The sequence below is a fragment of the Rhabdaerophilum calidifontis genome, assembly GCF_008641065.1.
In the GTDB taxonomy this organism is placed as follows: domain Bacteria; phylum Pseudomonadota; class Alphaproteobacteria; order Rhizobiales; family Beijerinckiaceae; genus Rhabdaerophilum; species Rhabdaerophilum calidifontis.
On record NZ_VTRS01000005.1, the window covers coordinates 121,695 to 141,866 of the forward strand.

At 67.8% G+C, this 20,172-nt stretch carries 30 protein-coding genes; 28 read left to right on the forward strand and 2 right to left on the reverse strand.

What is annotated here, in order from left to right:
* The first annotated feature begins 2 nt into the window (after nucleotides 1–2).
* The 20 genes from rpsC to rplQ all read left to right on the forward strand — a co-directional run bounded on the left by rpsC (nucleotide 3) and on the right by rplQ (nucleotide 10,939).
* Nucleotides 3–710: a 30S ribosomal protein S3 gene (gene rpsC, locus FWJ24_RS09905; protein WP_150287665.1), complete on the forward strand. Its 708-nt coding sequence runs from the start codon at nucleotides 3–5 to the stop codon at nucleotides 708–710.
* A gap of 12 nt (nucleotides 711–722) precedes the next feature.
* Nucleotides 723–1,136 carry a 50S ribosomal protein L16 gene (gene rplP, locus FWJ24_RS09910; RefSeq protein ID WP_150287666.1) on the forward strand — a complete coding sequence of 138 codons (414 nt, stop codon included), beginning with the start codon at nucleotides 723–725 and terminating at the stop codon, nucleotides 1,134–1,136.
* 10 nt (nucleotides 1,137–1,146) lie between these two features.
* Nucleotides 1,147–1,362, forward strand: coding sequence for a 50S ribosomal protein L29 (gene rpmC / locus FWJ24_RS09915; protein WP_150287667.1), 216 nt, complete (start codon nucleotides 1,147–1,149; stop codon nucleotides 1,360–1,362).
* Nucleotides 1,363–1,372: 10 nt separating this feature from the next.
* Complete coding sequence (gene rpsQ, locus FWJ24_RS09920) at nucleotides 1,373–1,615, forward strand: 30S ribosomal protein S17 (protein ID WP_150287668.1); 243 nt, start codon at nucleotides 1,373–1,375, stop codon at nucleotides 1,613–1,615.
* Between the two features lie 199 nt (nucleotides 1,616–1,814).
* Nucleotides 1,815–2,183: a 50S ribosomal protein L14 gene (gene rplN, locus FWJ24_RS09925; protein WP_150287669.1), complete on the forward strand. Its 369-nt coding sequence runs from the start codon at nucleotides 1,815–1,817 to the stop codon at nucleotides 2,181–2,183.
* On the forward strand, nucleotides 2,183–2,500 hold the full coding sequence (rplX, locus tag FWJ24_RS09930) for a 50S ribosomal protein L24 (protein ID WP_150287670.1): 318 nt from the start codon (nucleotides 2,183–2,185) through the stop codon (nucleotides 2,498–2,500). Before rplN ends, rplX begins: the two co-directional genes overlap by 1 nt.
* Nucleotides 2,493–3,053, forward strand: coding sequence for a 50S ribosomal protein L5 (gene rplE, locus FWJ24_RS09935; RefSeq protein WP_150287671.1), 561 nt, complete (start codon nucleotides 2,493–2,495; stop codon nucleotides 3,051–3,053). The genes rplX and rplE overlap by 8 nt, the downstream gene beginning before the upstream one ends.
* Before the next feature lie 52 nt (nucleotides 3,054–3,105).
* Nucleotides 3,106–3,411 (forward strand): 30S ribosomal protein S14, encoded by a 306-nt coding sequence (gene rpsN / locus FWJ24_RS09940; RefSeq protein WP_150287672.1) that lies wholly within the window; start codon nucleotides 3,106–3,108, stop codon nucleotides 3,409–3,411.
* 10 nt (nucleotides 3,412–3,421) lie between these two features.
* Nucleotides 3,422–3,820 (forward strand): 30S ribosomal protein S8, encoded by a 399-nt coding sequence (gene rpsH / locus FWJ24_RS09945; RefSeq protein WP_150287673.1) that lies wholly within the window; start codon nucleotides 3,422–3,424, stop codon nucleotides 3,818–3,820.
* 16 nt (nucleotides 3,821–3,836) lie between these two features.
* Nucleotides 3,837–4,370: a 50S ribosomal protein L6 gene (gene rplF, locus FWJ24_RS09950; RefSeq protein ID WP_150287674.1), complete on the forward strand. Its 534-nt coding sequence runs from the start codon at nucleotides 3,837–3,839 to the stop codon at nucleotides 4,368–4,370.
* A gap of 12 nt (nucleotides 4,371–4,382) precedes the next feature.
* Nucleotides 4,383–4,742 (forward strand): 50S ribosomal protein L18, encoded by a 360-nt coding sequence (rplR, locus tag FWJ24_RS09955; RefSeq protein WP_150287675.1) that lies wholly within the window; start codon nucleotides 4,383–4,385, stop codon nucleotides 4,740–4,742.
* A gap of 108 nt (nucleotides 4,743–4,850) precedes the next feature.
* Entirely contained in the window at nucleotides 4,851–5,450 is a 600-nt protein-coding gene (gene rpsE / locus FWJ24_RS09960) for a 30S ribosomal protein S5 (RefSeq protein WP_150287676.1), read from the forward strand.
* An 11-nt stretch (nucleotides 5,451–5,461) separates the two neighbouring features.
* A complete protein-coding gene (gene rpmD / locus FWJ24_RS09965) occupies nucleotides 5,462–5,668 on the forward strand; it encodes a 50S ribosomal protein L30 (protein ID WP_150287677.1) in 207 nt (68 codons plus the stop codon).
* 10 nt (nucleotides 5,669–5,678) lie between these two features.
* Complete coding sequence (rplO, locus tag FWJ24_RS09970; RefSeq protein WP_150287678.1) at nucleotides 5,679–6,149, forward strand: 50S ribosomal protein L15; 471 nt, start codon at nucleotides 5,679–5,681, stop codon at nucleotides 6,147–6,149.
* A 190-nt stretch (nucleotides 6,150–6,339) separates the two neighbouring features.
* A complete protein-coding gene (gene secY, locus FWJ24_RS09975) occupies nucleotides 6,340–7,671 on the forward strand; it encodes a preprotein translocase subunit SecY (protein ID WP_150287679.1) in 1,332 nt (443 codons plus the stop codon).
* Between the two features lies 1 nt (nucleotide 7,672).
* The gene (locus FWJ24_RS09980) at nucleotides 7,673–8,254 is read left to right on the forward strand and encodes an adenylate kinase (protein ID WP_150287680.1); all 582 of its coding nucleotides are present in this window, start codon (nucleotides 7,673–7,675) and stop codon (nucleotides 8,252–8,254) included.
* Nucleotides 8,255–8,506: 252 nt separating this feature from the next.
* Nucleotides 8,507–8,875 carry a 30S ribosomal protein S13 gene (gene rpsM / locus FWJ24_RS09985; protein WP_150287681.1) on the forward strand — a complete coding sequence of 123 codons (369 nt, stop codon included), beginning with the start codon at nucleotides 8,507–8,509 and terminating at the stop codon, nucleotides 8,873–8,875.
* A gap of 60 nt (nucleotides 8,876–8,935) precedes the next feature.
* On the forward strand, nucleotides 8,936–9,325 hold the full coding sequence (rpsK, locus tag FWJ24_RS09990; RefSeq protein ID WP_150287682.1) for a 30S ribosomal protein S11: 390 nt from the start codon (nucleotides 8,936–8,938) through the stop codon (nucleotides 9,323–9,325).
* Between the two features lie 77 nt (nucleotides 9,326–9,402).
* Nucleotides 9,403–10,419, forward strand: coding sequence for a DNA-directed RNA polymerase subunit alpha (locus tag FWJ24_RS09995; protein WP_150287683.1), 1,017 nt, complete (start codon nucleotides 9,403–9,405; stop codon nucleotides 10,417–10,419).
* A gap of 91 nt (nucleotides 10,420–10,510) precedes the next feature.
* Nucleotides 10,511–10,939, forward strand: a complete 429-nt coding sequence (rplQ, locus tag FWJ24_RS10000; protein WP_150287684.1) for a 50S ribosomal protein L17 — start codon at nucleotides 10,511–10,513, stop codon at nucleotides 10,937–10,939.
* Between the two features lie 63 nt (nucleotides 10,940–11,002).
* Here rplQ and FWJ24_RS10005 read toward each other — a convergent pair whose 3' ends face one another.
* Nucleotides 11,003–11,404, reverse strand: a complete 402-nt coding sequence (locus tag FWJ24_RS10005; protein ID WP_166443655.1) for a BLUF domain-containing protein — start codon at nucleotides 11,402–11,404, stop codon at nucleotides 11,003–11,005.
* 53 nt (nucleotides 11,405–11,457) lie between these two features.
* On the opposite strand from FWJ24_RS10005, the gene FWJ24_RS10010 reads away from it, so the two are divergent.
* The 8 genes from FWJ24_RS10010 to FWJ24_RS10045 all read left to right on the forward strand — a co-directional run bounded on the left by FWJ24_RS10010 (nucleotide 11,458) and on the right by FWJ24_RS10045 (nucleotide 19,012).
* Entirely contained in the window at nucleotides 11,458–12,900 is a 1,443-nt protein-coding gene (locus FWJ24_RS10010) for a Do family serine endopeptidase (RefSeq protein WP_150287686.1), read from the forward strand.
* A 1-nt stretch (nucleotide 12,901) separates the two neighbouring features.
* Nucleotides 12,902–14,194, forward strand: coding sequence for a replication-associated recombination protein A (locus FWJ24_RS10015; RefSeq protein WP_150287687.1), 1,293 nt, complete (start codon nucleotides 12,902–12,904; stop codon nucleotides 14,192–14,194).
* A 111-nt stretch (nucleotides 14,195–14,305) separates the two neighbouring features.
* On the forward strand, nucleotides 14,306–14,692 hold the full coding sequence (gene crcB / locus FWJ24_RS10020; RefSeq protein ID WP_150287688.1) for a fluoride efflux transporter CrcB: 387 nt from the start codon (nucleotides 14,306–14,308) through the stop codon (nucleotides 14,690–14,692).
* A complete protein-coding gene (locus FWJ24_RS10025) occupies nucleotides 14,689–15,825 on the forward strand; it encodes an RluA family pseudouridine synthase (protein ID WP_150287689.1) in 1,137 nt (378 codons plus the stop codon). The genes crcB and FWJ24_RS10025 overlap by 4 nt, the downstream gene beginning before the upstream one ends.
* Nucleotides 15,826–16,051: 226 nt before the next feature.
* Nucleotides 16,052–16,711, forward strand: a complete 660-nt coding sequence (locus FWJ24_RS10030) for an HAD-IA family hydrolase (RefSeq protein ID WP_246155646.1) — start codon at nucleotides 16,052–16,054, stop codon at nucleotides 16,709–16,711.
* Nucleotides 16,712–16,742: 31 nt separating this feature from the next.
* Entirely contained in the window at nucleotides 16,743–17,543 is an 801-nt protein-coding gene (locus FWJ24_RS10035) for an ATP12 family protein (RefSeq protein ID WP_150287690.1), read from the forward strand.
* 31 nt (nucleotides 17,544–17,574) lie between these two features.
* Nucleotides 17,575–18,057, forward strand: a complete 483-nt coding sequence (locus FWJ24_RS10040; protein WP_150287691.1) for a hypothetical protein — start codon at nucleotides 17,575–17,577, stop codon at nucleotides 18,055–18,057.
* Nucleotides 18,058–18,160: 103 nt separating this feature from the next.
* Nucleotides 18,161–19,012: a universal stress protein gene (locus FWJ24_RS10045; RefSeq protein WP_166443656.1), complete on the forward strand. Its 852-nt coding sequence runs from the start codon at nucleotides 18,161–18,163 to the stop codon at nucleotides 19,010–19,012.
* Between the two features lie 16 nt (nucleotides 19,013–19,028).
* Here FWJ24_RS10045 and FWJ24_RS10050 read toward each other — a convergent pair whose 3' ends face one another.
* On the reverse strand, nucleotides 19,029–20,150 hold the full coding sequence (locus tag FWJ24_RS10050; protein ID WP_150287693.1) for a dipeptidase: 1,122 nt from the start codon (nucleotides 20,148–20,150) through the stop codon (nucleotides 19,029–19,031).
* Nucleotides 20,151–20,172: the final 22 nt, after the last annotated feature.

Below are 20,172 nucleotides of genomic sequence, written 5' to 3' on the forward strand. Positions count from 1 at the left end.
CCATGGGTCAGAAAGTCAATCCGATCGGTCTCCGCCTCGGCATCAACCGCACGTGGGACAGCCGCTGGTTCGCGAATTCCGCGGATTATTCGGGGCTGCTGCACGAGGATTTCAAGATCCGCGAGGCGCTGATGAAGCTCCTCAAGCAGGCGGCGGTGTCGAAGATCATCGTTGAGCGCCCGCACAAGAAGTGCCGGGTGACGATCCATTCGGCGCGTCCGGGTGTCGTCATCGGCAAGAAGGGTGCCGATATCGACAAGCTCCGCAAGTCGGTCGCGGCTATGACCAAGAGCGACGTGACGCTCAACATCGTCGAGGTGCGCAAGCCTGAGATCGACGCGACGCTCGTCGCGGATTCGATCGCCCAGCAGCTCGAGCGCCGCGTGGCGTTCCGGCGCGCGATGAAGCGCGCCGTGCAATCCGCGATGCGCCTCGGCGCGGAAGGGATCAAGATCACCTGCGCGGGCCGGCTCGGCGGTGCCGAGATCGCGCGCGTCGAATGGTATCGCGAGGGCCGGGTGCCGCTGCACACGCTGCGCGCGGATGTCGATTACGGTGTTGCGACCGCGCATACCGCCTACGGCACCTGCGGCATCAAGGTCTGGATTTTCAAGGGCGAGATCCTCGAGCACGATCCGATGGCGCAGGACAAGCGCGCCGAGAGCCAGGATCAGCGCTCGCAGGGCCGTCGCGCGCCGGAAGCGGCGTGAGGTAGGTGAGAGATGCTGCAACCGAAGCGCACGAAATTCCGCAAGCAGTTCAAGGGGCGCGTCAAGGGCGAGGCCAAGGGGGGCTTCGAGCTCGCCTTCGGCGAATTCGGCCTCAAGGCGATGGATCCTGAGCGCATCACCGCGCGGCAGATCGAGGCGGCCCGCCGCGCGATGACGCGCCACATGAAGCGCGCCGGCCGCGTCTGGATCCGCGTGTTTCCGGATGTGCCGGTCTCGAAGAAGCCGGCGGAAGTCCGCATGGGTTCGGGCAAGGGTTCGCCGGAACTCTGGGTCGCGAAGATCAAGCCGGGCCGGATCATGTTCGAGATCGGCGGCGTCGATGTCGGGCTTGCCCGCGAGGCGCTCGATCTCGCGGCCGCCAAGCTGCCGATGAAGACGCGCTTCGTCCAGCGCATCGTCGAGTGAGGAGGGAGCGATGAAGTCCAACCAGCGTCTGTCCGACCTCAAGGTGATGACGGCCGACCAACTCCATGACGAGCTTCTCAAGCTCAAGAAGGAGCAGTTCAACCTGCGCTTCCAGCGCGCCACCGGGCAGCTCGAGAATGTCTCGCGCGTGCGCGAGGTGCGCCGCGATATCGCGCGGGTCAAGACCATCCAGCGCACGAAGCTCGCCGCAGCGGCCAAGGCTTGAGGACACGACAATGCCGAAGCGTATTCTCCAGGGCGTCGTCGTCAGCGATGTCCAGAACAAGACGGTGGTGGTGAAGGTGGAGCGCCGCTTCACCCATCCGCTGCTGAAGAAGACCGTCCGCCGGTCGAAGAACTACCACGCGCATGACGAGATGAACGCCTGCAAGGCGGGTGAGGAGGTCTTCATCGAGGAGACCCGGCCGATCTCGAAGCTCAAGCGCTGGGTTGTGCTGCCGCGCGAGGCGAAGGCGTAACGCGCGGACGATTTCTGCTTGTGAAGCGGGCGTGAAGCCTTTATGGCCTCGCGCTTCGCCTCATCAAGCGATGACCAACGAACGGGGCCCGCGAGGGTGCCCGCGGGGAGGGGGCGCTTCGGCGCTCCCTCGTCAGGCGTAGTCCGGCCCGGCGCGAGCCAGGCCGGAAACCGATCTGAAGGAAAGGAAGGATCAGGCCATGATCCAGATGCAGACCAATCTCGATGTCGCCGACAATTCCGGCGCGCGCCGCGTCATGTGCATCAAGGTGCTCGGCGGCTCGAAGCGGAAATATGCCGGTGTGGGCGACATCATCGTCGTCTCGATCAAGGAGGCGATCCCCAAGGGGCGCGTGAAGAAGGGCGACGTCATGAAGGCGGTCGTCGTGCGCACGGCCAAGGATATCCGCCGCCCGGACGGTTCGGTGATCCGCTTCGACCGCAACGCAGCGGTGCTGATCAACAACCAGAAGGAGCCGATCGGGACCCGCATCTTCGGGCCGGTTCCGCGCGAATTGCGCGCACGCCAGCACATGAAGATCATTTCGCTCGCGCCGGAGGTGCTGTGATGGCCGCGAAGATCAAGAAGGGCGACAAGGTCGTCGTGCTCGCCGGCCGCGACAAGGGCAAGACGGGCGAGGTGCTCGAGGTGCGTCCCACCGAGGGGCGTGCGGTCGTGCGCGGCGTGGCGATGGTGAAGAAGCACCAGCGCCAGACGCAGAACCAGCAGGGCGGCATCATCGCGAAGGAGGGGACGATCGACCTCTCCAACCTCGCGGTGGCCGATCCCAAGACCGGCAAGCCGACCCGCGTCGGCTTCAAGACGCTCGATGACGGCCGCAAGGTCCGCTTCGCCAAGCGCTCGGGAGACCTGATCGATGCTTGACGTCACCAATTACGAGCCCCGCCTCAAGAAGCATTACCGCGACGTCGTGGTGCCGAAGATGCGCGAGCAGTTCGGCTACAAGAACGCGCTCGAAGTGCCGCGGATCGAGAAGATCGTGCTGAACATGGGCGTCGGCGAATCGACCGGCGATTCCAAGAAGGCGACGGTCGCGGCCGCGGATCTCGCGATGATCGCCGGCCAGAAGCCGGTCATCACCCGTGCCCGCAAGGCGATCGCGCAGTTCAAGGTGCGCGAGAACATGCCGATCGGCTGCAAGGTCACCCTGCGCCAGGCGCGGATGTACGAGTTCCTCGACCGGCTGATCACGATCGCGCTGCCGCGTGTGCGCGATTTCCGCGGCCTCAACGCCAAGTCCTTCGACGGACGCGGCAATTATGCGATGGGCATCAAGGAGCACATCATTTTCCCCGAGATCAACTACGACAAGGTCGACCAGATCTGGGGCATGGACGTGATCGTGTGCACGTCCGCGAAGACCGACGAGGAAGCGCGCGCGCTCCTCAAATTGTTCAACTTCCCGTTCCGGCAGTAAGCCGGGGATTTTTGCCAATCCTCGCTTAAACGCGGAGACCAGGAGAGACGATATGGCCAAGAAGGGCATGGTCGAGAAGAACAAGCGCCGCCAGAAGCTGAGCCAGCAATATGCCGGCAAGCGCGCGGCCTTGAAGGCGATCATCATGAACAAGGAGCTTCCGATCGAGGAACGCTTCGCCGCAACGCTCAAGCTCGCGGAACTCCCGCGCAATTCGGCCGAGAACCGCTTCCGCCTCCGCTGCGAGGTGACGGGGCGTCCGCGCGCGAATTACCGCAAGTTCAAGATGAGCCGTATCGCGCTGCGCGAACTCGGCAACAAGGGGCTCGTTCCGGGCCTCGTGAAGTCCAGCTGGTAAGGGGGGCTACATGTCGATGGTCGATCCCCTGGGCGATATGCTCACCCGCATCCGCAACGCGCAGATGCGCAAGAAGTCGCGCGTCACCACGCCGGGCTCGAAGCTGCGCGCCCGCGTGCTGGAGGTTCTCAAGTCCGAGGGCTTCATCCGCGGCTATTCCGAGACGCAGTTCGGCAATGGTCGGACGGAATTCGATATCGAGCTGAAATATTTCGAGGGCGAGCCGGCGATCCGCGAGATCCGTCGCGTCTCCAAGCCCGGCCGCCGGGTCTATTCATCGGTCGACACCATGCCGCGCGTGGCCAATGGCCTCGGCATCACGATCGTCTCCACGCCGCGCGGCGTGATGGCCGATCATGACGCCCGCGAGCAGAATGTCGGCGGCGAAGTGCTCTGCACGGTCTTCTAAGGTCAGGGAGGGACAGATGTCGAAAGTCGGCAAGAAGCCGGTCGAGCTGCCCACCGGCACGACCCCGAAGCTCGATGGCCAGAAGGTCTCGGTCAAGGGGCCGAAGGGCGAGCTGCATTTCACCGTGCCGGATGATGTTGCCGTCGTGCTCGAGGGCAATGTCATCACGGTCAACCCGCGCAGCGAGACCAAGCGCGCCCGCGCGCTCTGGGGCACCAGCCGCGCGCGGATCCAGAATCTCGTCACCGGTGTGACCAAGGGCTTCGAGAAGAAGCTCGAGATCACCGGTGTCGGCTACAAGGCGGCGGTCGAGGGCAAGAACCTCAACCTCTCGCTCGGCTACTCGCATCCGGTGCTCTACCCGATCCCGGCGGGCATCGCGATCGCGACGCCCAAGCCGACCGAGATCGTCGTCTCCGGCATCGATGCGCAGCAGGTCGGGCAGGTCGCGGCCGAGATCCGGGCCTATCGTGGCCCCGAGCCCTTCAAGGGCAAGGGTGTCCGGTATGAGGGCGAGTTCATCTTCCGCAAGGAAGGCAAGAAGAAGTAAGGCGGATTGGTCATGGCTCATCTCACCACCACCGAGCGCCGCAGGGCGCGCGTCCGCGCCCAGGTCCGCAAGGCGGCCAATGGCCGTCCGCGGCTCTCCGTCTTCCGCTCGTCGAAGCAGATCTATGCCCAGATCATCGATGACCAGAAGGGCGTGACGCTGGTCGCCGCCTCGACGGTCGAGAAGGATGTCCGGGCGCAGCTCAAGACCGGCGCCGATATCGCGGCGGCGAAGGCCATCGGCAAGCTCGTGGCCGAGCGCGCGCTCGCCGCGGGCGTGAAGGCGGTCGTGTTCGATCGCGGGCAATATATCTATCACGGGCGCGTCAAGGCTCTGGCCGAAGGCGCCCGCGAGGCGGGGCTCGACTTCTAAAGTCCCGTCTCAACAGGCCGGCGCAGGGGATTCCCGGGATTCGGGAATCCTCCAGGCCGGCGCCAAGCGAGCGGGGGCGAGGCTCCCGCGCAAGTAAGGAAGAGAAGCATGGCAGCAGAACGTGAGGGCGGCTCGGGCCGCGGCCGGGAAGGCCGCGAGCGCCGCGACCGCGACCGGGACGAGCGCGACAACGAGTTCATCGACCGCCTCGTCCATATCAACCGCGTCGCCAAGACGGTGAAGGGCGGCCGCCGCATGGCGTTCGCCGCGCTCGTCGTCGTCGGCGATCAGAAGGGCCGGGTCGGTTTCGGCCATGGCAAGGCGCGCGAGGTGCCGGAGGCGATCCGCAAGGCGACCGAGAGCGCCAAGCGGGCGCTGATCCGCGTGCCGCTGCGCGAGGGGCGCACCCTGCATCACGATGTTCCCGGCCGGCACGGCTCGGGCAAGGTGGTTCTGCGCGCGGCGCCGGCCGGCACCGGCATCATCGCCGGCGGCCCGATGCGCGCGGTGTTCGAGTGCCTCGGCATGCATGATGTCGTCGCCAAGTCGCTCGGCTCCTCCAACCCCTACAACATGGTCCGCGCGACCTTCGCGGCGCTGAAGGCGGAAGATTCCCCGCGTTCGGTCGCGGCGCGCCGCGGTCTCAAGGTGTCGGTCCTGCAATCGCGCCGTCGTGACATCGACGGCGGCGAAGCCGTCGACGCGTAAGGGGGCGGAACATGGCCAAGGACGCGAAGAAGGCGACGGGCAAGACCATCACCGTCGAGCAATATGCAAGCCCCATCCGCCGGCCGCAGGATCAGCGCGCGACGCTGGTCGGCCTCCGGCTCAACAAGATCGGCCGGCGCGCCGTCCTTCCCGATACTCCGGATGTCCGGGGCATGGTGGCGAAGGTCGCGCACATGGTCCGCATCGTCGAAGGTTGAGGAGCTAGCCATGAAACTCACCGACCTCCGTGACAACGAGGGCGCCACCAAGGCGCGCATGCGTGTCGGCCGCGGCATCGGCTCCGGCAAGGGCAAGACCGGCGGACGCGGCGTGAAGGGCCAGAAGGCCCGCACCGGCGTCTCGATCAAGGGCTTCGAGGGCGGCCAGATGCCGCTGCATCGGCGCCTCCCGAAGCGCGGCTTCAACAATATCGGCGCGAAGGACCTCAACGAGGTCAATCTCGGCCGCATCCAGGAGGCGATCGACGCCGGCAAGCTCGACAAGGGCGCCGTGGTGACGATCGACAGCCTGGTCGCGGCCGGCATCTGCGCGAAGCCGCGCGACGGGGTGAAGATCCTCGGCGTCGGCGAGATCAAGGCGAAGCTCGCCTTCGAGGTCTTCCGGGCCTCGAAGAGCGCGGTCGCCGCGATCGAGAAGGCCGGCGGCTCGGTCAAGATCCTGGCCGAAGCCGGGGCGTGACGAATTCCGGCGCCGGGGGTGACAAGCCCCGGCGCCGTGCCTATCTCGACGGGAGACGTGCTTCCGCCGGAAATCCGGGCGCTTCCGGGCGCCTCCACCGTCCGGCGGCAGGCCGCAGAACACATCCCGGACCGTCCGCGCGGACGGCAGGGCAGGGAGCGGGCCGTTACCGGCCTTGGACGGGAAGCACATGGCATCGGCAGCGGAACAGCTCGCGGCAAATCTCAACTTCGGCGCGCTCGCCAAGGCGGACGAGCTCAAGAAGCGGATCTGGTTCACGCTCGGCGCGCTGCTCGTCTACCGCCTCGGCACCTATATCCCGCTGCCCGGCATCAACCCGGATGCGCTCGCCGACGTGTTCAAGCAGCAATCGGCCGGCGTGCTCGGGCTGTTCAACATGTTTTCCGGCGGTGCGGTCGGGCGTCTCGCGATCTTCGCGCTCAACATCATGCCCTATATCTCGGCCTCGATCATCATCCAGCTGATGACGACGGTTTCGCCTTCGCTTGAGGCGCTGAAGAAGGAGGGCGAGGCCGGGCGGCGGCAGATCAACCAATATACCCGCTATCTCACCGTGCTGCTGGCGCTGTTCCAGTCCTACGGCATCGCGGTGGGCCTCCAGGGCTCGGAGCGGATCGTCGCCAATCCTGGGCTGTTCTTCGTGCTCTCGACGGTCGTCACGCTCACCGGCGGCACCCTGTTCCTGATGTGGCTCGGCGAGCAGATCACCAGCCGCGGCATCGGCAACGGCACCTCGCTCATCATCTTCGCCGGCATCGTGGCCGAATTGCCGGCGGCGATCGCCGGCACGCTCGAACTCGGCCGGCAGGGCGCGCTCTCGACCGGGATCATTCTCGGCGTCATGGTGATGGCGGTGGCGGTCGTCGCCTTCATCGTGTTCATGGAGCGGGCGCAAAGGCGGCTGCTGATCAATTATCCCAAGCGGCAGATGGGCAACCGCGTCTATGAAGGGCAGACCTCCTTCCTGCCGCTGAAGCTCAACACGGCCGGCGTCATTCCGCCGATCTTCGCCTCCTCGCTGCTGCTGATGCCGACGACGATCGCCAGCTTCGCCCAGGCCGGCGGGCCGCAATGGCTCCAGACCATGAACACCTATCTCGGGCATGGCCGGCCGCTCTACATGGCGCTCTATGCAGCGCTGATCATCTTCTTCGCGTTCTTCTACACGGCGATCGTGTTCAACCCGACCGAGACCGCCGACAACCTCAAGAAGCATGGCGGCTTCATTCCGGGCATCCGGCCGGGCGAGAAGACGGCAGCGCATATCGACCAAGTGCTCTCGCGCATCACGGTGATCGGTGCGGCCTATCTCACCGCGATCTGTCTCTTACCCGAATTTCTCATTTCGGCGGCGGCGCTGCCGTTCTATTTCGGCGGGACATCGATCCTGATTGTCGTGTCGGTGACGATGGATACCGTTGCCCAGGTGCATGGCTACCTGCTGGCGCATCAATACGAGGGCCTCGTGAAGAAGGCCAAGCTGCGAGGGAGCAAGCGCTGACATGAGGCTCATTCTGCTGGGGCCCCCCGGCGCGGGGAAGGGGACGCAGGCAGCTCGCCTCGTTCAGAAACACGGGATCGTCCAGCTCTCGACCGGCGACATGCTGCGCGCCGCCGTGGCCGCCGGCACCCCGGTCGGTCTCAAGGCCAGGGCGATCATGGAGGCGGGGGGGCTCGTCTCCGACGAGATCGTGATCGGCATCATCCGGGACCGGATCGCCGAGCCGGACGCCGCGAAGGGGTTCATCCTTGACGGCTTCCCGCGCACGGTGGCGCAGGCCGAGGCGCTCGAGACGCTGCTGCACGAGGCGGGGCTGAAGCTCGACGCGGTGATCGAGCTCAAGGTCGATCAGGGCGCGCTCGTCGGGCGCATCATCAAGCGCGCCGAGGAGACGCGTGCTGCCGGCCAGCCGGTGCGCAAGGACGATGATCCCGAGATCTTCAAGACGCGGCTTGCGGCCTATAACCGCGACACCGCCGCCGTGACGCCGTTCTACGCGGCGCGCGGCCAGCTCACGGTGATCGACGGGATGCAGCCGATCGAGGCGGTGGCGCAGGCGATCGACGCCGTCCTCGGCGCCTGAGCCGGCGGCCGGCACGGTTCGGCCGAGATTAGGTCTTGACGCGAGGAGCCCGAGCCGCTATCGGCAGGCCCTTACCGTCGAGGCCGTTCGCGCGGGGCAACTCGCGCGTTTTTACGTTTACCGGACCCGGCCAGGCCAGGTCCGGCAGCCCCGCGGAAAGCGGAATTGATGATCGGCCCGCGCCCATGCCTGCATGGGCCGGACCAGGGCGCAGCGGATATCGGTCCGGCGCGCCAAACGAGGAGAGAAGCCGTGGCTCGTATCGCGGGCGTGAACATTCCGACGTCGAAGCGCGTATGCATCGCGCTGCGCTACATTCACGGCATCGGGCCGGTGAATGCGCTGGAGATCTGCGAGAAGGTCGGGATTCCGCTCGATCGCCGCGTCAACCAGCTCACCGACGCGGAGATCCTCCAGATCCGCGAGACGATCGACCGCGACTACATGGTCGAGGGCGACCTGCGGCGCGAGACCGCCATGAACATCAAGCGGCTGATGGATCTCGGCTGCTATCGCGGCATGCGTCATCGCCGCGGCCTGCCGGTCCGTGGCCAGCGCACGCATACCAATGCGCGCACCCGCAAGGGCAAGGCCAAGCCGATCGCCGGCAAGAAGAAGTAATTTCCCGGGCGCGGCTTCTCGCGCCCTGTTCCGCATTCGAGACACGAAGGCTCAGACCGTATGGCCAAGGAAGCGCAACGTATCCGCCGCCGCGAGCGCAAGAACATCGTTTCGGGCATCGCGCATGTGAACGCCTCGTTCAACAACACGATGATCACGATCACCGACGCGCAGGGCAACGCGATCTCCTGGTCGTCGGCGGGCACGATGGGCTTCAAGGGCTCGAAGAAATCGACCCCCTACGCGGCGCAGGTCGCGGCGGAGGATGCGGCGCGCAAGGCCTCGGAGCATGGCATGCGCACGCTCGAGGTCGAGGTGTCCGGGCCGGGCTCGGGGCGCGAATCGGCGCTGCGGGCGCTGCAATCGGCCGGCTTCACCGTGACCTCGATCCGGGACGTGACGCCGATCCCGCATAACGGCTGCCGCCCGCGCAAGCGCCGCCGCGTCTGATCTTCGCTTCACCTGTGCATGGGCCCGCATTTGCGGGCCCGCCGCCGTTTTCAAGTGCCGTTTCAAGGACAAACCCCGTGATCCAGAAGAATTGGCAGGACCTGATCAAGCCGACGAAGCTCGATGTCACCCCCGGCGACGATGCCAGCCGCGTCGCGACCGTCGTGGCCGAGCCGCTCGAGCGCGGCTTCGGCATGACGCTCGGCAATGCGCTGCGCCGCATCCTGCTCTCCTCGCTCCAGGGCGCGGCGGTGACCGCGATCCATATCGACGGCGTGCTGCATGAGTTCTCCTCGATCGCCGGCGTGCGCGAGGACGTGACCGATATCGTCCTCAACGTGAAGGACATCTCGTTCAAGATGCAGGGCGACGGCGTGAAGCGCCTCATCCTGCGCAAGTCGGGGCCGGGCATCGTCACCGCCGGCGACATCCAGGTCACCGGCGACATCCAGGTCCTGAACCCGGAACTCGAGATCTGCACCCTCGACGAGGGCGCCGAGATCCGCATGGAGCTGCATGTCACCACCGGCAAGGGCTATGTCGCCGCGGACCGCAACCGCACCGAGGATTCGGCGATCGGCCTCATCCCGGTCGACAGCCTGTTCTCCCCGGTCAAGAAGGTCAGCTATCGCGTCGAGAACACCCGCTCGGGGCAGATCCTCGATTACGACAAGCTGACGATGACGATCGAGACCGACGGCGCCGTCTCGCCGGAGGACGCGCTCGCCTATTCGGCGCGCATCCTCCAGGACCAGCTCGAGATCTTCCTCAATTTCGAGGAGCCGAAGAAGCCGGAGACGCAGGCGGCGATCCCCGATCTCGCCTTCAACCCGGCGCTGCTCAAGAAGGTCGACGAGCTGGAGCTTTCGGTGCGCTCGGCGAATTGCCTGAAGAACGACAACATCGTCTATATCGGCGACCTGATCCAGAAGACCGAGAGCGAGATGCTGCGCACGCCGAATTTCGGCCGCAAGTCGCTCAACGAGATCAAGGAAGTGCTGGCGCAGATGGGGCTGCATCTCGGCATGGAAGTGCCGGGCTGGCCGCCGGAGAATATCGAGGACCTCGCCAAGCGGTTCGAGGAGCATTACTGAGGCAGCCGGCACGGGCCTTGCCCATTGCCGGCTTCCCAAGCAGGTCGCCCGTTCCTTGGCACGGCGGGCGTCATAATCAAGGAGAGCCACCATGCGTCACGGTTACCGCGGCCGGCGCTTCTCGCGCACGGCCAGCCATCGCAAGGCGATGTTCATGAACCTCGCCCAGTCGCTCATCACCCATGAGCAGATCATGACGACGCTGCCGAAGGCGAAGGATCTTCGCCCGATCGTCGAGAAGCTCGTCACGCTCGGCAAGCGCGGCGACCTGCATGCGCGCCGGCAGGCGATCGCCCAGCTGCGCGACGAGAGCGTTGTCAAGAAGCTGTTCGACACGATCGCCAAGCGCTACGCGGCGCGCAATGGCGGCTATCTGCGGATCATGAAGGCCGGGTTCCGCTACGGCGATGCCGCGCCGATGGCGGTGATCGAATTCGTCGACCGCGATGTCGATGCCAAGGGCGCCGCCGACCGGGCGCGTGCGGCCGAGCAGGCCGCGGAGGCTCCGGCCGCCGCGTGAGGCGCGGCGCCGGGCAGGTTTTCGAGGGGCGGCTTCGGCCGCCCCTGTGCGTTTTTAGGCCGATCAGTTCGACGCCTTGTTCGCCGCCGCCGCAGCGAGGCGTACGAAATCCTCGGCGGTCAGCGCGTTGACCCCGCCGGGGCGGGCGCCTGGATCGCCGGCGGATTCGGTAACGCCCATCGACCAGCCGCTGAACGTGCGCTCGGGAACCAGGCGCATGTCGAGGAGCTGTACTGCCTCGTGGCGCGGATCGGCGAGGATGCGCGTCAGCGTCTGGCCGACGGAGACCGCATCGCCTTCCAGGATCTGCGCCAGCCGCTCCGGCGCCACCATCAGGAAGCCGGTGACGCCGCTTTCGGCATTGTGGCGGCGCGCCGCGGCAAGGATCGTGTCGAGCGTTTTCCGGCCGCTGGTGCCGGTCGGATCGAATCTGGGGCGACTTGTGTAGACAATCTGCGTCAGCACGATCTACTCCACACTTCCATGCGACGAGGCTCCGGCAAGAAGGTGAACCGATCATGCAAGCCTATGACAAAGCTGCGCGCAGGGTTTATCGCGGGTTGATCCGGCCGCTCGCAATCACGTTGTTCCTCGCCGGCCCCGCCGCCGCGCAGGGGCTCGACTGGTTGCGGCGCGGAGAGCCGGCGGCGCGGCCGCCGGCCTCGCGCGGAGAAATCGCGCTGTCCTTCGCGCCGGTGGTGAAGGCGGCGGCGCCGGCGGTTGTCAATGTCTATGCGTCGAGCCGCAGCCCGCGCGCGCGCAACCCCTTCGCGGGGGATCCGTTCTTCGAGCGATTCTTCGGCGCCCAGCCGGAGCGGCAGCGGCAATCCGTCGGCTCCGGCGTGATCGTCGCGAAGGACGGCATCGTCGTGACCAATCATCACGTCATCGAGGGGATGACCGAGATCAAGGTCGCGCTTGCCGACCGGCGCGAATTCGAGGCGGAGATCAAGCTGCGCGACCCCAAGACCGATCTCGCGGTGCTCCAGATCAAGGCGCGCGAGAGCTTTGCCTTTCTGGAACTCGGCGATTCCGACCGGGTCGAGGTGGGAGATCTCGTGCTCGCCATCGGCAACCCGTTCGGCGTCGGGCAGACGGTGACGCAGGGCATTGTCTCGGCGCTGGCGCGCACCCAGGTCGGCATCTCGGATTATCAGTTCTTCATCCAGACCGATGCCGCGATCAATCCCGGCAATTCCGGCGGCGCGCTCGTCGACATGGCGGGGCGGGTCGTCGGCATCAACACGGCGATCTTCTCGCGCTCGGGCGGCAGCCACGGCATCGGGTTCGCGATCCCCGCGAACATGGTGCGCTCGGTGGTCGAGAGCGCGCGCCTCGGCGCGGTGGTGCGCCGGCCCTGGTTCGGCGCCTCGCTTCAGCCGGTGACGGGAGAGCTTGCCGAGACGCTGGCGCTGACGCGGCCGGCGGGGGCGCTGGTGGCGGGCGTGGTGCCCGGAGGTCCGGCGGAGCAGGCCGGCATCCGGCGCCTCGACGTGATCGTCGCGGTGGACGGGGTGGCGGTGGAGGATCCGGACGCCTTCGGCTTCCGGTTCGCGACGAAGCCGATCGGCGGGCAGGCAATCGTGTCGCTGCTGCGCGGCGGCAAGGCGCAGGATGTCACGGTCCGGCTCGCCGCCCCGCCGGAGACGCCGCCGCGCAATGCCGTGACGATCGCGGGCGATTCGCCCTTCACCGGCGCGACGGTGTGGAACCTCTCGCCGGCGGTGAAGGAGGAGCTGTCGCTCGCCCAGGCCGAGGGGGGGATCGTCATCGCCGCGATCGAGGAGGGCTCGCCGGCGGCGCAGGTCGGGTTCCAGAAGGGCGACGTGATCCTGGCCGTCAACGGCCAGCGGATCGACGATACCGCCGCCATGGCCCGCGCGACGCGGGCGCGGGCCTATGTCTGGCGGGTGACGCTGAACCGCAACGGTCAGACGATCAATTCGGTGCTCGGAGGCTGAGATGACCGCCGGAGCCGGGGAGCCGCCCCGCCCGCTGGCGGACAGGATGCGGCCGGAAGTGCTGGCCGATCTCGTCGGGCAGGAGCATCTCACCGGCGAGGATGGCGCCCTGCGCCGGCTTTTGCGCTCCGGCTCCATCGGCTCGCTGATCCTCTGGGGGCCGCCCGGCACCGGCAAGACCACGGTGGCGCGGCTGCTGGCGCACGAGACCGACCTCGCCTTCGAGCAGGTCTCGGCGATCTTCTCCGGCGTCGCGGATCTCAAGAAGGTGTTCGAGGGCGCGCGGCTGCGCCGCCGGATGGGGCAGGGGACGCTGCTTTTCGTCGACGAGATCCATCGGTTCAACCGCGCGCAGCAGGACAGTTTCCTGCCGGTGATGGAGGATGGCACGATCACGCTTGTCGGGGCGACGACCGAGAACCCGTCCTTCGCGCTCAATGCCGCGCTGCTGTCCCGCGCGCGGGTTCTGACCTTCAGGCCGCTCGACGCGGCGGCGATCCTCGCCCTGCTCGACCGCGCCGAGGCGCGGACCGGCGCGCGCCTGCCGTTGAGCGAGGCGGCGCGGCTCGCGCTTGCGCGGATGGCGGATGGCGACGGCCGGGCGGCGCTGACCCTCGCCGAGGAAATCTGGCGCGCGGCCGCGCCGGGCGAAGTGCTGGATGAGGCCGGGCTCGGCGCCGTGGTCCAGCGCCGGGCGCCGATCTACGACAAGAGCGAGGACGGGCATTACAACCTGATCTCGGCGCTGCACAAATCCGTGCGCGGCTCCGATCCAGACGCCGCGCTCTATTATTTCTGCCGCATGTGCGATGCCGGCGAGGATCCGCGCTTCCTCGCGCGCCGGCTGGTGCGGATGGCGGTGGAGGATATCGGGCTCGCCGATCCACAGGCGCTGGTTCATGCCCGCGCGGCCGCGGAAGCCTATGAGCAGCTCGGCTCGCCCGAGGGGGAACTCGCGCTCGCCAATGCGGTGCTCTATCTCGCGACCGCGCCGAAATCGAACGCCGCCTACACCGCCTTCAAGGCAGCGATGCGGGTTGCGAAGGAGGCCGGCTCGCTCGCGCCGCCGAAGACCATCCTCAACGCGCCGACGAAATTCATGAAGGCGGAAGGTTATGGCGCGGGCTACGATTACGATCACGATGCGCCGCATGCCTTTTCGGGGCAGGATTACTGGCCCGAGGCGCTGGGCCGGCAGCATTTCTACGCTCCGCCGGAGCGCGGCTTCGAGCGCGAGATCGTCAAGCGGCTGGAATTCTGGGCGAAGCTCCGGCGCGAGCGCCGGGGCGGGTGAGGCAGCCATGCCCCGGCCGGCGATGCGGGATTCGAGGCTGGCTCCTCGGCGCTGCCCGTCCGGTGCCGGGGGGCGCTTGCGCCCGGCGCGGGCTTCCGCCACAAGAACCGGATGACCATGGCACTTTATGTCTTTCTCGGCGGCGGGCTCGGCTCGCTCGCGCGCTGGCTGGTGGGGCTGGGGGCGATCCGCCTCCTCGGCGCCGGCTTTCCCTATGGCACGCTGGCGGTGAACATCCTCGGCTCCTTCGTGATCGGGGTTCTGGCGCGCGTGCTGCCGGCGGCGGCGGCGGGTGGGCAGGAGGCCCGGCTGCTGCTGATGACCGGCTTTCTCGGCGGGTTCACCACCTTCTCGGCCTTCGCGCTCGATACGGCGGGCCTCGTCGGCGAGGGCGAGGGCGGCTGGGCACTCGTCTATGTGCTTGCTTCGGTGTTGCTCTCCTTTGCGGCGGTCGCGGCCGGTCTCGCGGTCGGCGCGGCCCTGCGGGGGGCGTCATGAGCGGTGGAGGCACGCGCGGGAGCGGGGTTACGACGCGGTCGGTCGCGGCAGACGAGGCCGGGATGCGGCTCGACCGCTGGTTCAAGACGCATTTTCCCGATCTCGCCTTCGGCCATCTCCAGAAGCTGCTGCGCACGGGGCAGGTGCGGATCGATGGCGGGCGCGCCAAGGCCGAAACCCGCATCGAGCCGGGGCAGACAATCCGCATTCCGCCGCTCGCGCGCGGCGGCGAAAAAGCCGAATCGGCGGAATCGCCTGGCGGCGCCGGTCCGGAGGATGGAGCCGGGGCGGGTGAGCGGGTCTCCGGGCGGGCGATCAAGGGCGCAGCAGGCACCGCAAGCCGGCCGGGGCGTCCGGTTTCCGTCCGGCCCTCCAGGGCGGGCGACGACGCGACCTTCCTCAAATCCATCACCCTCTATGAGGACAGGGATCTCATGATCCTCAACAAGCCGTTCGGCCTTGCCGTCCAGGGCGGCTCGGGCATGACGCGCCATCTCGACGGCATGCTTGAGGCGCTCCGCGATGCCGAGGGCGTGAAGCCGCGCCTTGTCCATCGCCTCGACAAGGATACGGCCGGCTGCCTGATCGTTGCGAAATCGCGACTTGCGGCGGCGACACTGGCGAAAACCTTCCGCAGCCGCGCGGCGCGCAAGATCTACTGGGCACTGGTCGTCGGGGTGCCGAAGGTCAAGCAGGGCCGCGTCTCGACCTGGCTTGCCAAGGGCACCGACCAGCACGGCGACCAGAAGATGAAGGTCGCAAAACACGGCGATGACGGCGCCGATCACGCGCTGACCTATTACGCCGTCGTCGAGAGCGCGGCGAAGAAGCTCTCCTGGGTATCCTTGAAGCCGGTGACGGGGCGGACGCACCAGCTTCGCGTGCACACCGCCGAGATCGGCCATCCGATCGTCGGCGATCCGAAATATTTCGACAAGGAGAACTGGCAATTGCCGGGCGGCATCCAGAACCGCCTGCATCTGATGGCGCGGCGGATCGTCATCCCGCATCCGCGCACCGGCGCGCCGCTCGATGTCTCGGCGCCGCTGCCGCCGCACATGCTCCAGAGCTTCAACCTGCTCGGATTCGATACCAGCCGCTACGATCCGATCGAGGAGGCGCCCGAGCGCTGATCGGCGTTAAGATGACGAAAAGTTCAGGTTGCCGTCATGGTCCGGCGCAGGTGGGAATCGTAAAATGAACGTGAATCATTTCCTCTCCGGAGGTGTCCATGTTCGCGCCCATCCTCTCCATGGCCCGATCCCTGGCGATCGGTTCCGGCATCCTGATCTTCGCGATCGGGCTGATCGTCGCGTAAATCCGCTTCGCGGGCGGCGCGCGCCGTGCTAGGGCGCGCCCGTGTCCCGCCTGTTCCTGTTCGATCTCGACGGCACGCTCGTCAATTCGGAAGCGATGATCCTCGCCGCGCAGGGCGCGGCCTTCGCTGCTCTCGGCCTGCCGGCGCCGGATCGGACGCGCGCGCTGTCGATCGTGGGGCTGTCGTTGCATGAGGCCTTCACGGTGCTCGTCGGGCCGGATGGCCCGGTCGCAGCGCTGGTCGAGGCCTATCGCGTCGCCTTTGCCCGGCTGCGGCAGGAGCGGCGCATCCCCGAGCCGCTCTATCCCGGCATCGCGACGCTGATCGCCGGGCTCGCGGCGCGGCCTGATGCCGTGCTCGGCATCGCCACCGGAAAGTCCCGCCGCGGGGTGGGGGCCATCCTTGAGCGGGAAGGGTGGACGACGGTCTTCCGGACGGTTCAGACCGCCGATGACGCCCCGTCCAAGCCGGATCCGGCGATGATCCGTCGCGCCTGTTCCGAAACCGGCCTGCCGCCGGACCGGACCTGGATGATCGGCGATTCCTCCTACGATATGGCCATGGCGCGCGCGGCCGGTGCGCGGGCCATCGGCGTCGCCTGGGGGTTCCAGCCGGTCGAGGCGCTGCGCGCGGCCGGGGCGGAGGTGATCGCCGCCGATGTCGCGGCGCTCGCGACGCTGCTTGCGGCGGAGCACGGGTGACAGACGGCGCCGGAGGCTCTATCTCCACGCCATGCGCGACGATCTCATCGCCGATTGGTTCCATGATGGTGGCGACCCCGCCCGGCATGACCCCGTGCGGGCGGCGCAGGCGGCGCTGAAGCCGCGCCTGCCGAAGCGCTTCTATGCCGAGGTGATGGTGGCGGTGCTGGAGGGGCGGCACGCGGTGATGCTCGACGGCAGGCCGGCCCGCACGAAGGCGCGCGCCCTGCTCGCCGGCGAAAACGCGGCCGTGGCGGCGCTGGTCGCGGCCGAATGGGCGGCGCAGGGCGCGGTGATCGACCCCGCGACCATGCCGGCGACGCGCATCCTCCATGCGGCGATCGACCATGTCGAAACGGCGCGGGCGGCCGTGGCGGAGGAGATCCTCGCCTATGCCGGCACGGATCTCGTCTGCTATCGCGCCGGTGATCCCGAGCGGCTGGTGGCGATGCAGGCCCGGCACTGGGACCCCGTGCTCGACCATGCCCGCGCCACCTATGGCGCGCGTTTCGCCTTGGCCGAGGGGGTCTGCCATGTCGCGCAGGACCTGGCGAGCCTGGCGGCGATCCGGCCCGGAATCGCGAGCCGAGCCGGTTCGGCCGCGCGGCTTGCGGCACTTCATGTTCTCACCACGATTTCAGGCTCGGCTCTGATCGCGCTTGCGGTCGCGGACCGGGCGCTAGACGCGGAGGCGGGATTCGATGCCGGCGAGGTCGATGCGGATTTCGAGATGGCCGTCTGGGGCAGCGATGCCGAGGCCGAGGCGCGGCGGCGGAATCGCCGCGCGGATTTCCTGGCCGCGGCGGCGATCCTGCGCGCGCTCGAGGGTTAGCGGCGCCCGCGCATCGCTGGCGCTGCTGGCCATGCTTCTCGCGACGCCCGCATCCGCGCAGGAGGCGCCGGATTGCAAGGGGCTGGTGGCGCGCTTCGAGGCGCTGATCGACCTCTATTACGCCGAGGGGGTGAAGGCGGTCGAGACCGAGGATCCCGGCCCGGCGATGGATCGCGCCCGGAAGGCCGCGATCGCCGGCCAGGCCGAGGCGACGATCCGCATGGTGGGGATCGGCATCGTGCTGCGCGGCCGCCCGGCTGCCTTCACGATCGATATGGTGCGGCAGGTCTGCACCTATGCCGACCGCAACGGCCACCCGCTGCATATCGTCTCCTGCGCCTATTTCAACGCCCTGAACCCGCTCGGCGACAAGACCGGCAAGCGCCGGCTCGTCGAGATCGAGATCGAGCGCTATGCGCTCCGGCGTGGCGCGGTGCCGATGGGCGCGTCCGGCGCGCCGGAACGCTTCGATGCCGATATCGCGCTGCTGAAGGCCTGCCTGCCGCGCGCGTGATCCCAAGCCCCGAATCGGGCCCCGACTTGTGCCCTGATTTGGCGCAATGCCGCCGGCGCGGCATCATGCGAGCCTTGATCATCCGAGAGTTCAGGAGAATGTCATGTCCGAGCCGATCCACCGCCTGACCGATATCGCCTGCCTTGTCCGCGTGGCTGAAACGACGCCGATGGCCGCAATCCGGCAGACGATCGCGCTGGCAGCGGCGGCGCGCGCCATCGCGCATGTGACCCTCGGCGTGCAGACCTTCACGCCGCCCTATACGCCGTTCTGGACCGGAATCGCCGACACGATCGCCGCCGATGTCAACCAGAAGGCCGCGGCGATCGCCGAGGATCTCGCGGAGGAAATCCGCAAGCAGGCGGCGGGCGCGGGTGTCGAGGCCGATGTCGATATCGTGCGTGGCGCCTTTGCCGGCGTCGCGGAACATGCCGCGCGGGCGGCGCGCGCCGCCGATCTCGTGGTGGTCGATCAGCCGCATGGCGCGCTCGACACCAGCGAGGTCCTGTTCGAGGAGGCGCTGTTCCGCTCCGGCCGGCCGGTGCTGGTGGCGGCGCCGGATGTCGCGCCGGTGACGGCGCCGACGCGGATCGTGGTGGCCTGGGACGGGTCCTGCCACGCGGCCCGCGCCACCGCCGACGCGCTCTTCGCCTTCCCCTCGATCCGCGAGGTCGATCTCGTGACGGTGAGCGGCGAGAAATCGCTGGCCAACATCCTGCCACCGGCGGCGTTCGGCGCGCATCTCGGCCGCAAGGGGCTCGCGGTGACCGTCAGCGATGTCGCGCGGCGCGATCTCTCGGTGGCGGCGGCGCTCGACCATTACGCCCGCAATTCCGGCGCGCATCTCCTCGTCATGGGCGGGTTCGGCCATACGCGGCTGATGGAATTCCTGCTCGGCGGCGTCACGGTCGAACTGACCGGCTCGGCACGCCTGCCGCTGCTGATGTCCTATTGACGGGCGCGCGGGAAGATCAGGGGATCGTCCGGTAGACCTGTCGCCAGACGCGCGTGAAATTCCGTCCCGCGAGTTTCTCGAGCGCGTCGGCGCTCCAGCCCCGGCGCAGCAAGGCGTCGAACAGGGCAGGGAAGCAGGTGACATCCTCGAGTCCCGGCGGCTGCGGGCCGCCGTAGAAATCCGAGCCGATGCCGAGCGCATCCTCGCCGGCAATGTCGCGCATATGGTCGAGATGCCGGCAGAGAAGCGCGATCCCGTCCTCGGCGAAATGCGCGAAGGCGGCGCGCTTGGCCTCCTGGTATTCGGATTTCGAGACCCCGTCGCGCATCTTGCCGAGCCCGTCCATCACCGGCTTCAGCCGATCGTAGACTCGCTGCTGGAGGAAGGCGGGCACGAAGGTCGCCATCACCAGGCCGCCCCCCTCGGCGACGCGGCGGATCACATCGTCGGGCGCGTTGCGCGGATGGTCGCAGAGGGCGCGGGCATTGGCATGGCTGATCACCACCGGGCCTTTCGCGACATCCATCACCGCGTGCTGCGCCGCCGCCGAGGCATGGGCGAGATCGATGACGAGGCCGAGCCGCTCCATCTCGGCGACGATCTCGACGCCGAAATCCGAAAGCGGTGCCGGGCCGGGATGATCGGTCGCGCTGTCGATGAAGGGTAACGTCTCGTTGTGGCAGAGCGTGACCAGCCGGATGCCCATGGCATGGAACAGCCGCAGATGCCCGACATGATCGATGCCGACCAGCCCCTCGACGGCCTTGAACAGCCCGATCCGCCCCGCCGCGCGGGCGCGGTCGATATCGTCCGGCGCAAGCACCGGCAGGAAGCTCTCGGGGTAGCGCTGCTCGAGCTGGAGCATCACGTCGATGATTTCGAGCCGCCGGCGCAACGGGTGCTCGATCGTGGTCGGGATGAAGGCGGTGAAGATCTGCGTGCCGACGAGGCCGGCGCGCAGGCGGGGAATGTCGGTGTCGGTCTCGGGGTGGCGGCGCGCGGCATCCCAGCGGGTAACATCGCCCCTGGCGTCCGGATCCTGGTGGATGACATAGGGCAGGTCGTTATGGCCGTCGATCAGCGGTGCGCGCGCCAGGATCGCGGATGCCTCCGGAAACAGGTTGGCCTGATCCATCATTCCCGAACACTCCGCGATTTGA

Bases quoted from the DNA above. Each gene is read 5' to 3' on its own strand.
- rpsC (WP_150287665.1), top strand. From the start codon at position 3: ATGGGTCAGAAAGTCAATCCGATCGGTCTCCGCCTCGGCATCAACCGC.
- rplP (WP_150287666.1), top strand. From the start codon at position 723: ATGCTGCAACCGAAGCGCACGAAATTCCGCAAGCAGTTCAAGGGGCGC.
- rpmC (WP_150287667.1), top strand. From the start codon at position 1,147: ATGAAGTCCAACCAGCGTCTGTCCGACCTCAAGGTGATGACGGCCGAC.
- rpsQ (WP_150287668.1), top strand. From the start codon at position 1,373: ATGCCGAAGCGTATTCTCCAGGGCGTCGTCGTCAGCGATGTCCAGAAC.
- rplN (WP_150287669.1), top strand. From the start codon at position 1,815: ATGATCCAGATGCAGACCAATCTCGATGTCGCCGACAATTCCGGCGCG.
- rplX (WP_150287670.1), top strand. From the start codon at position 2,183: ATGGCCGCGAAGATCAAGAAGGGCGACAAGGTCGTCGTGCTCGCCGGC.
- rplE (WP_150287671.1), top strand. From the start codon at position 2,493: ATGCTTGACGTCACCAATTACGAGCCCCGCCTCAAGAAGCATTACCGC.
- rpsN (WP_150287672.1), top strand. From the start codon at position 3,106: ATGGCCAAGAAGGGCATGGTCGAGAAGAACAAGCGCCGCCAGAAGCTG.
- rpsH (WP_150287673.1), top strand. From the start codon at position 3,422: ATGTCGATGGTCGATCCCCTGGGCGATATGCTCACCCGCATCCGCAAC.
- rplF (WP_150287674.1), top strand. From the start codon at position 3,837: ATGTCGAAAGTCGGCAAGAAGCCGGTCGAGCTGCCCACCGGCACGACC.
- rplR (WP_150287675.1), top strand. From the start codon at position 4,383: ATGGCTCATCTCACCACCACCGAGCGCCGCAGGGCGCGCGTCCGCGCC.
- rpsE (WP_150287676.1), top strand. From the start codon at position 4,851: ATGGCAGCAGAACGTGAGGGCGGCTCGGGCCGCGGCCGGGAAGGCCGC.
- rpmD (WP_150287677.1), top strand. From the start codon at position 5,462: ATGGCCAAGGACGCGAAGAAGGCGACGGGCAAGACCATCACCGTCGAG.
- rplO (WP_150287678.1), top strand. From the start codon at position 5,679: ATGAAACTCACCGACCTCCGTGACAACGAGGGCGCCACCAAGGCGCGC.
- secY (WP_150287679.1), top strand. From the start codon at position 6,340: ATGGCATCGGCAGCGGAACAGCTCGCGGCAAATCTCAACTTCGGCGCG.
- FWJ24_RS09980 (WP_150287680.1), top strand. From the start codon at position 7,673: ATGAGGCTCATTCTGCTGGGGCCCCCCGGCGCGGGGAAGGGGACGCAG.
- rpsK (WP_150287682.1), top strand. From the start codon at position 8,936: ATGGCCAAGGAAGCGCAACGTATCCGCCGCCGCGAGCGCAAGAACATC.
- rplQ (WP_150287684.1), top strand. From the start codon at position 10,511: ATGCGTCACGGTTACCGCGGCCGGCGCTTCTCGCGCACGGCCAGCCAT.
- FWJ24_RS10010 (WP_150287686.1), top strand. From the start codon at position 11,458: ATGCAAGCCTATGACAAAGCTGCGCGCAGGGTTTATCGCGGGTTGATC.
- FWJ24_RS10015 (WP_150287687.1), top strand. From the start codon at position 12,902: ATGACCGCCGGAGCCGGGGAGCCGCCCCGCCCGCTGGCGGACAGGATG.
- crcB (WP_150287688.1), top strand. From the start codon at position 14,306: ATGACCATGGCACTTTATGTCTTTCTCGGCGGCGGGCTCGGCTCGCTC.
- FWJ24_RS10025 (WP_150287689.1), top strand. From the start codon at position 14,689: ATGAGCGGTGGAGGCACGCGCGGGAGCGGGGTTACGACGCGGTCGGTC.
- FWJ24_RS10035 (WP_150287690.1), top strand. From the start codon at position 16,743: ATGCGCGACGATCTCATCGCCGATTGGTTCCATGATGGTGGCGACCCC.
- FWJ24_RS10040 (WP_150287691.1), top strand. From the start codon at position 17,575: ATGCTTCTCGCGACGCCCGCATCCGCGCAGGAGGCGCCGGATTGCAAG.
- FWJ24_RS10045 (WP_166443656.1), top strand. From the start codon at position 18,161: ATGTCCGAGCCGATCCACCGCCTGACCGATATCGCCTGCCTTGTCCGC.
- FWJ24_RS10050 (WP_150287693.1), bottom strand. From the start codon at position 20,150: ATGATGGATCAGGCCAACCTGTTTCCGGAGGCATCCGCGATCCTGGCG.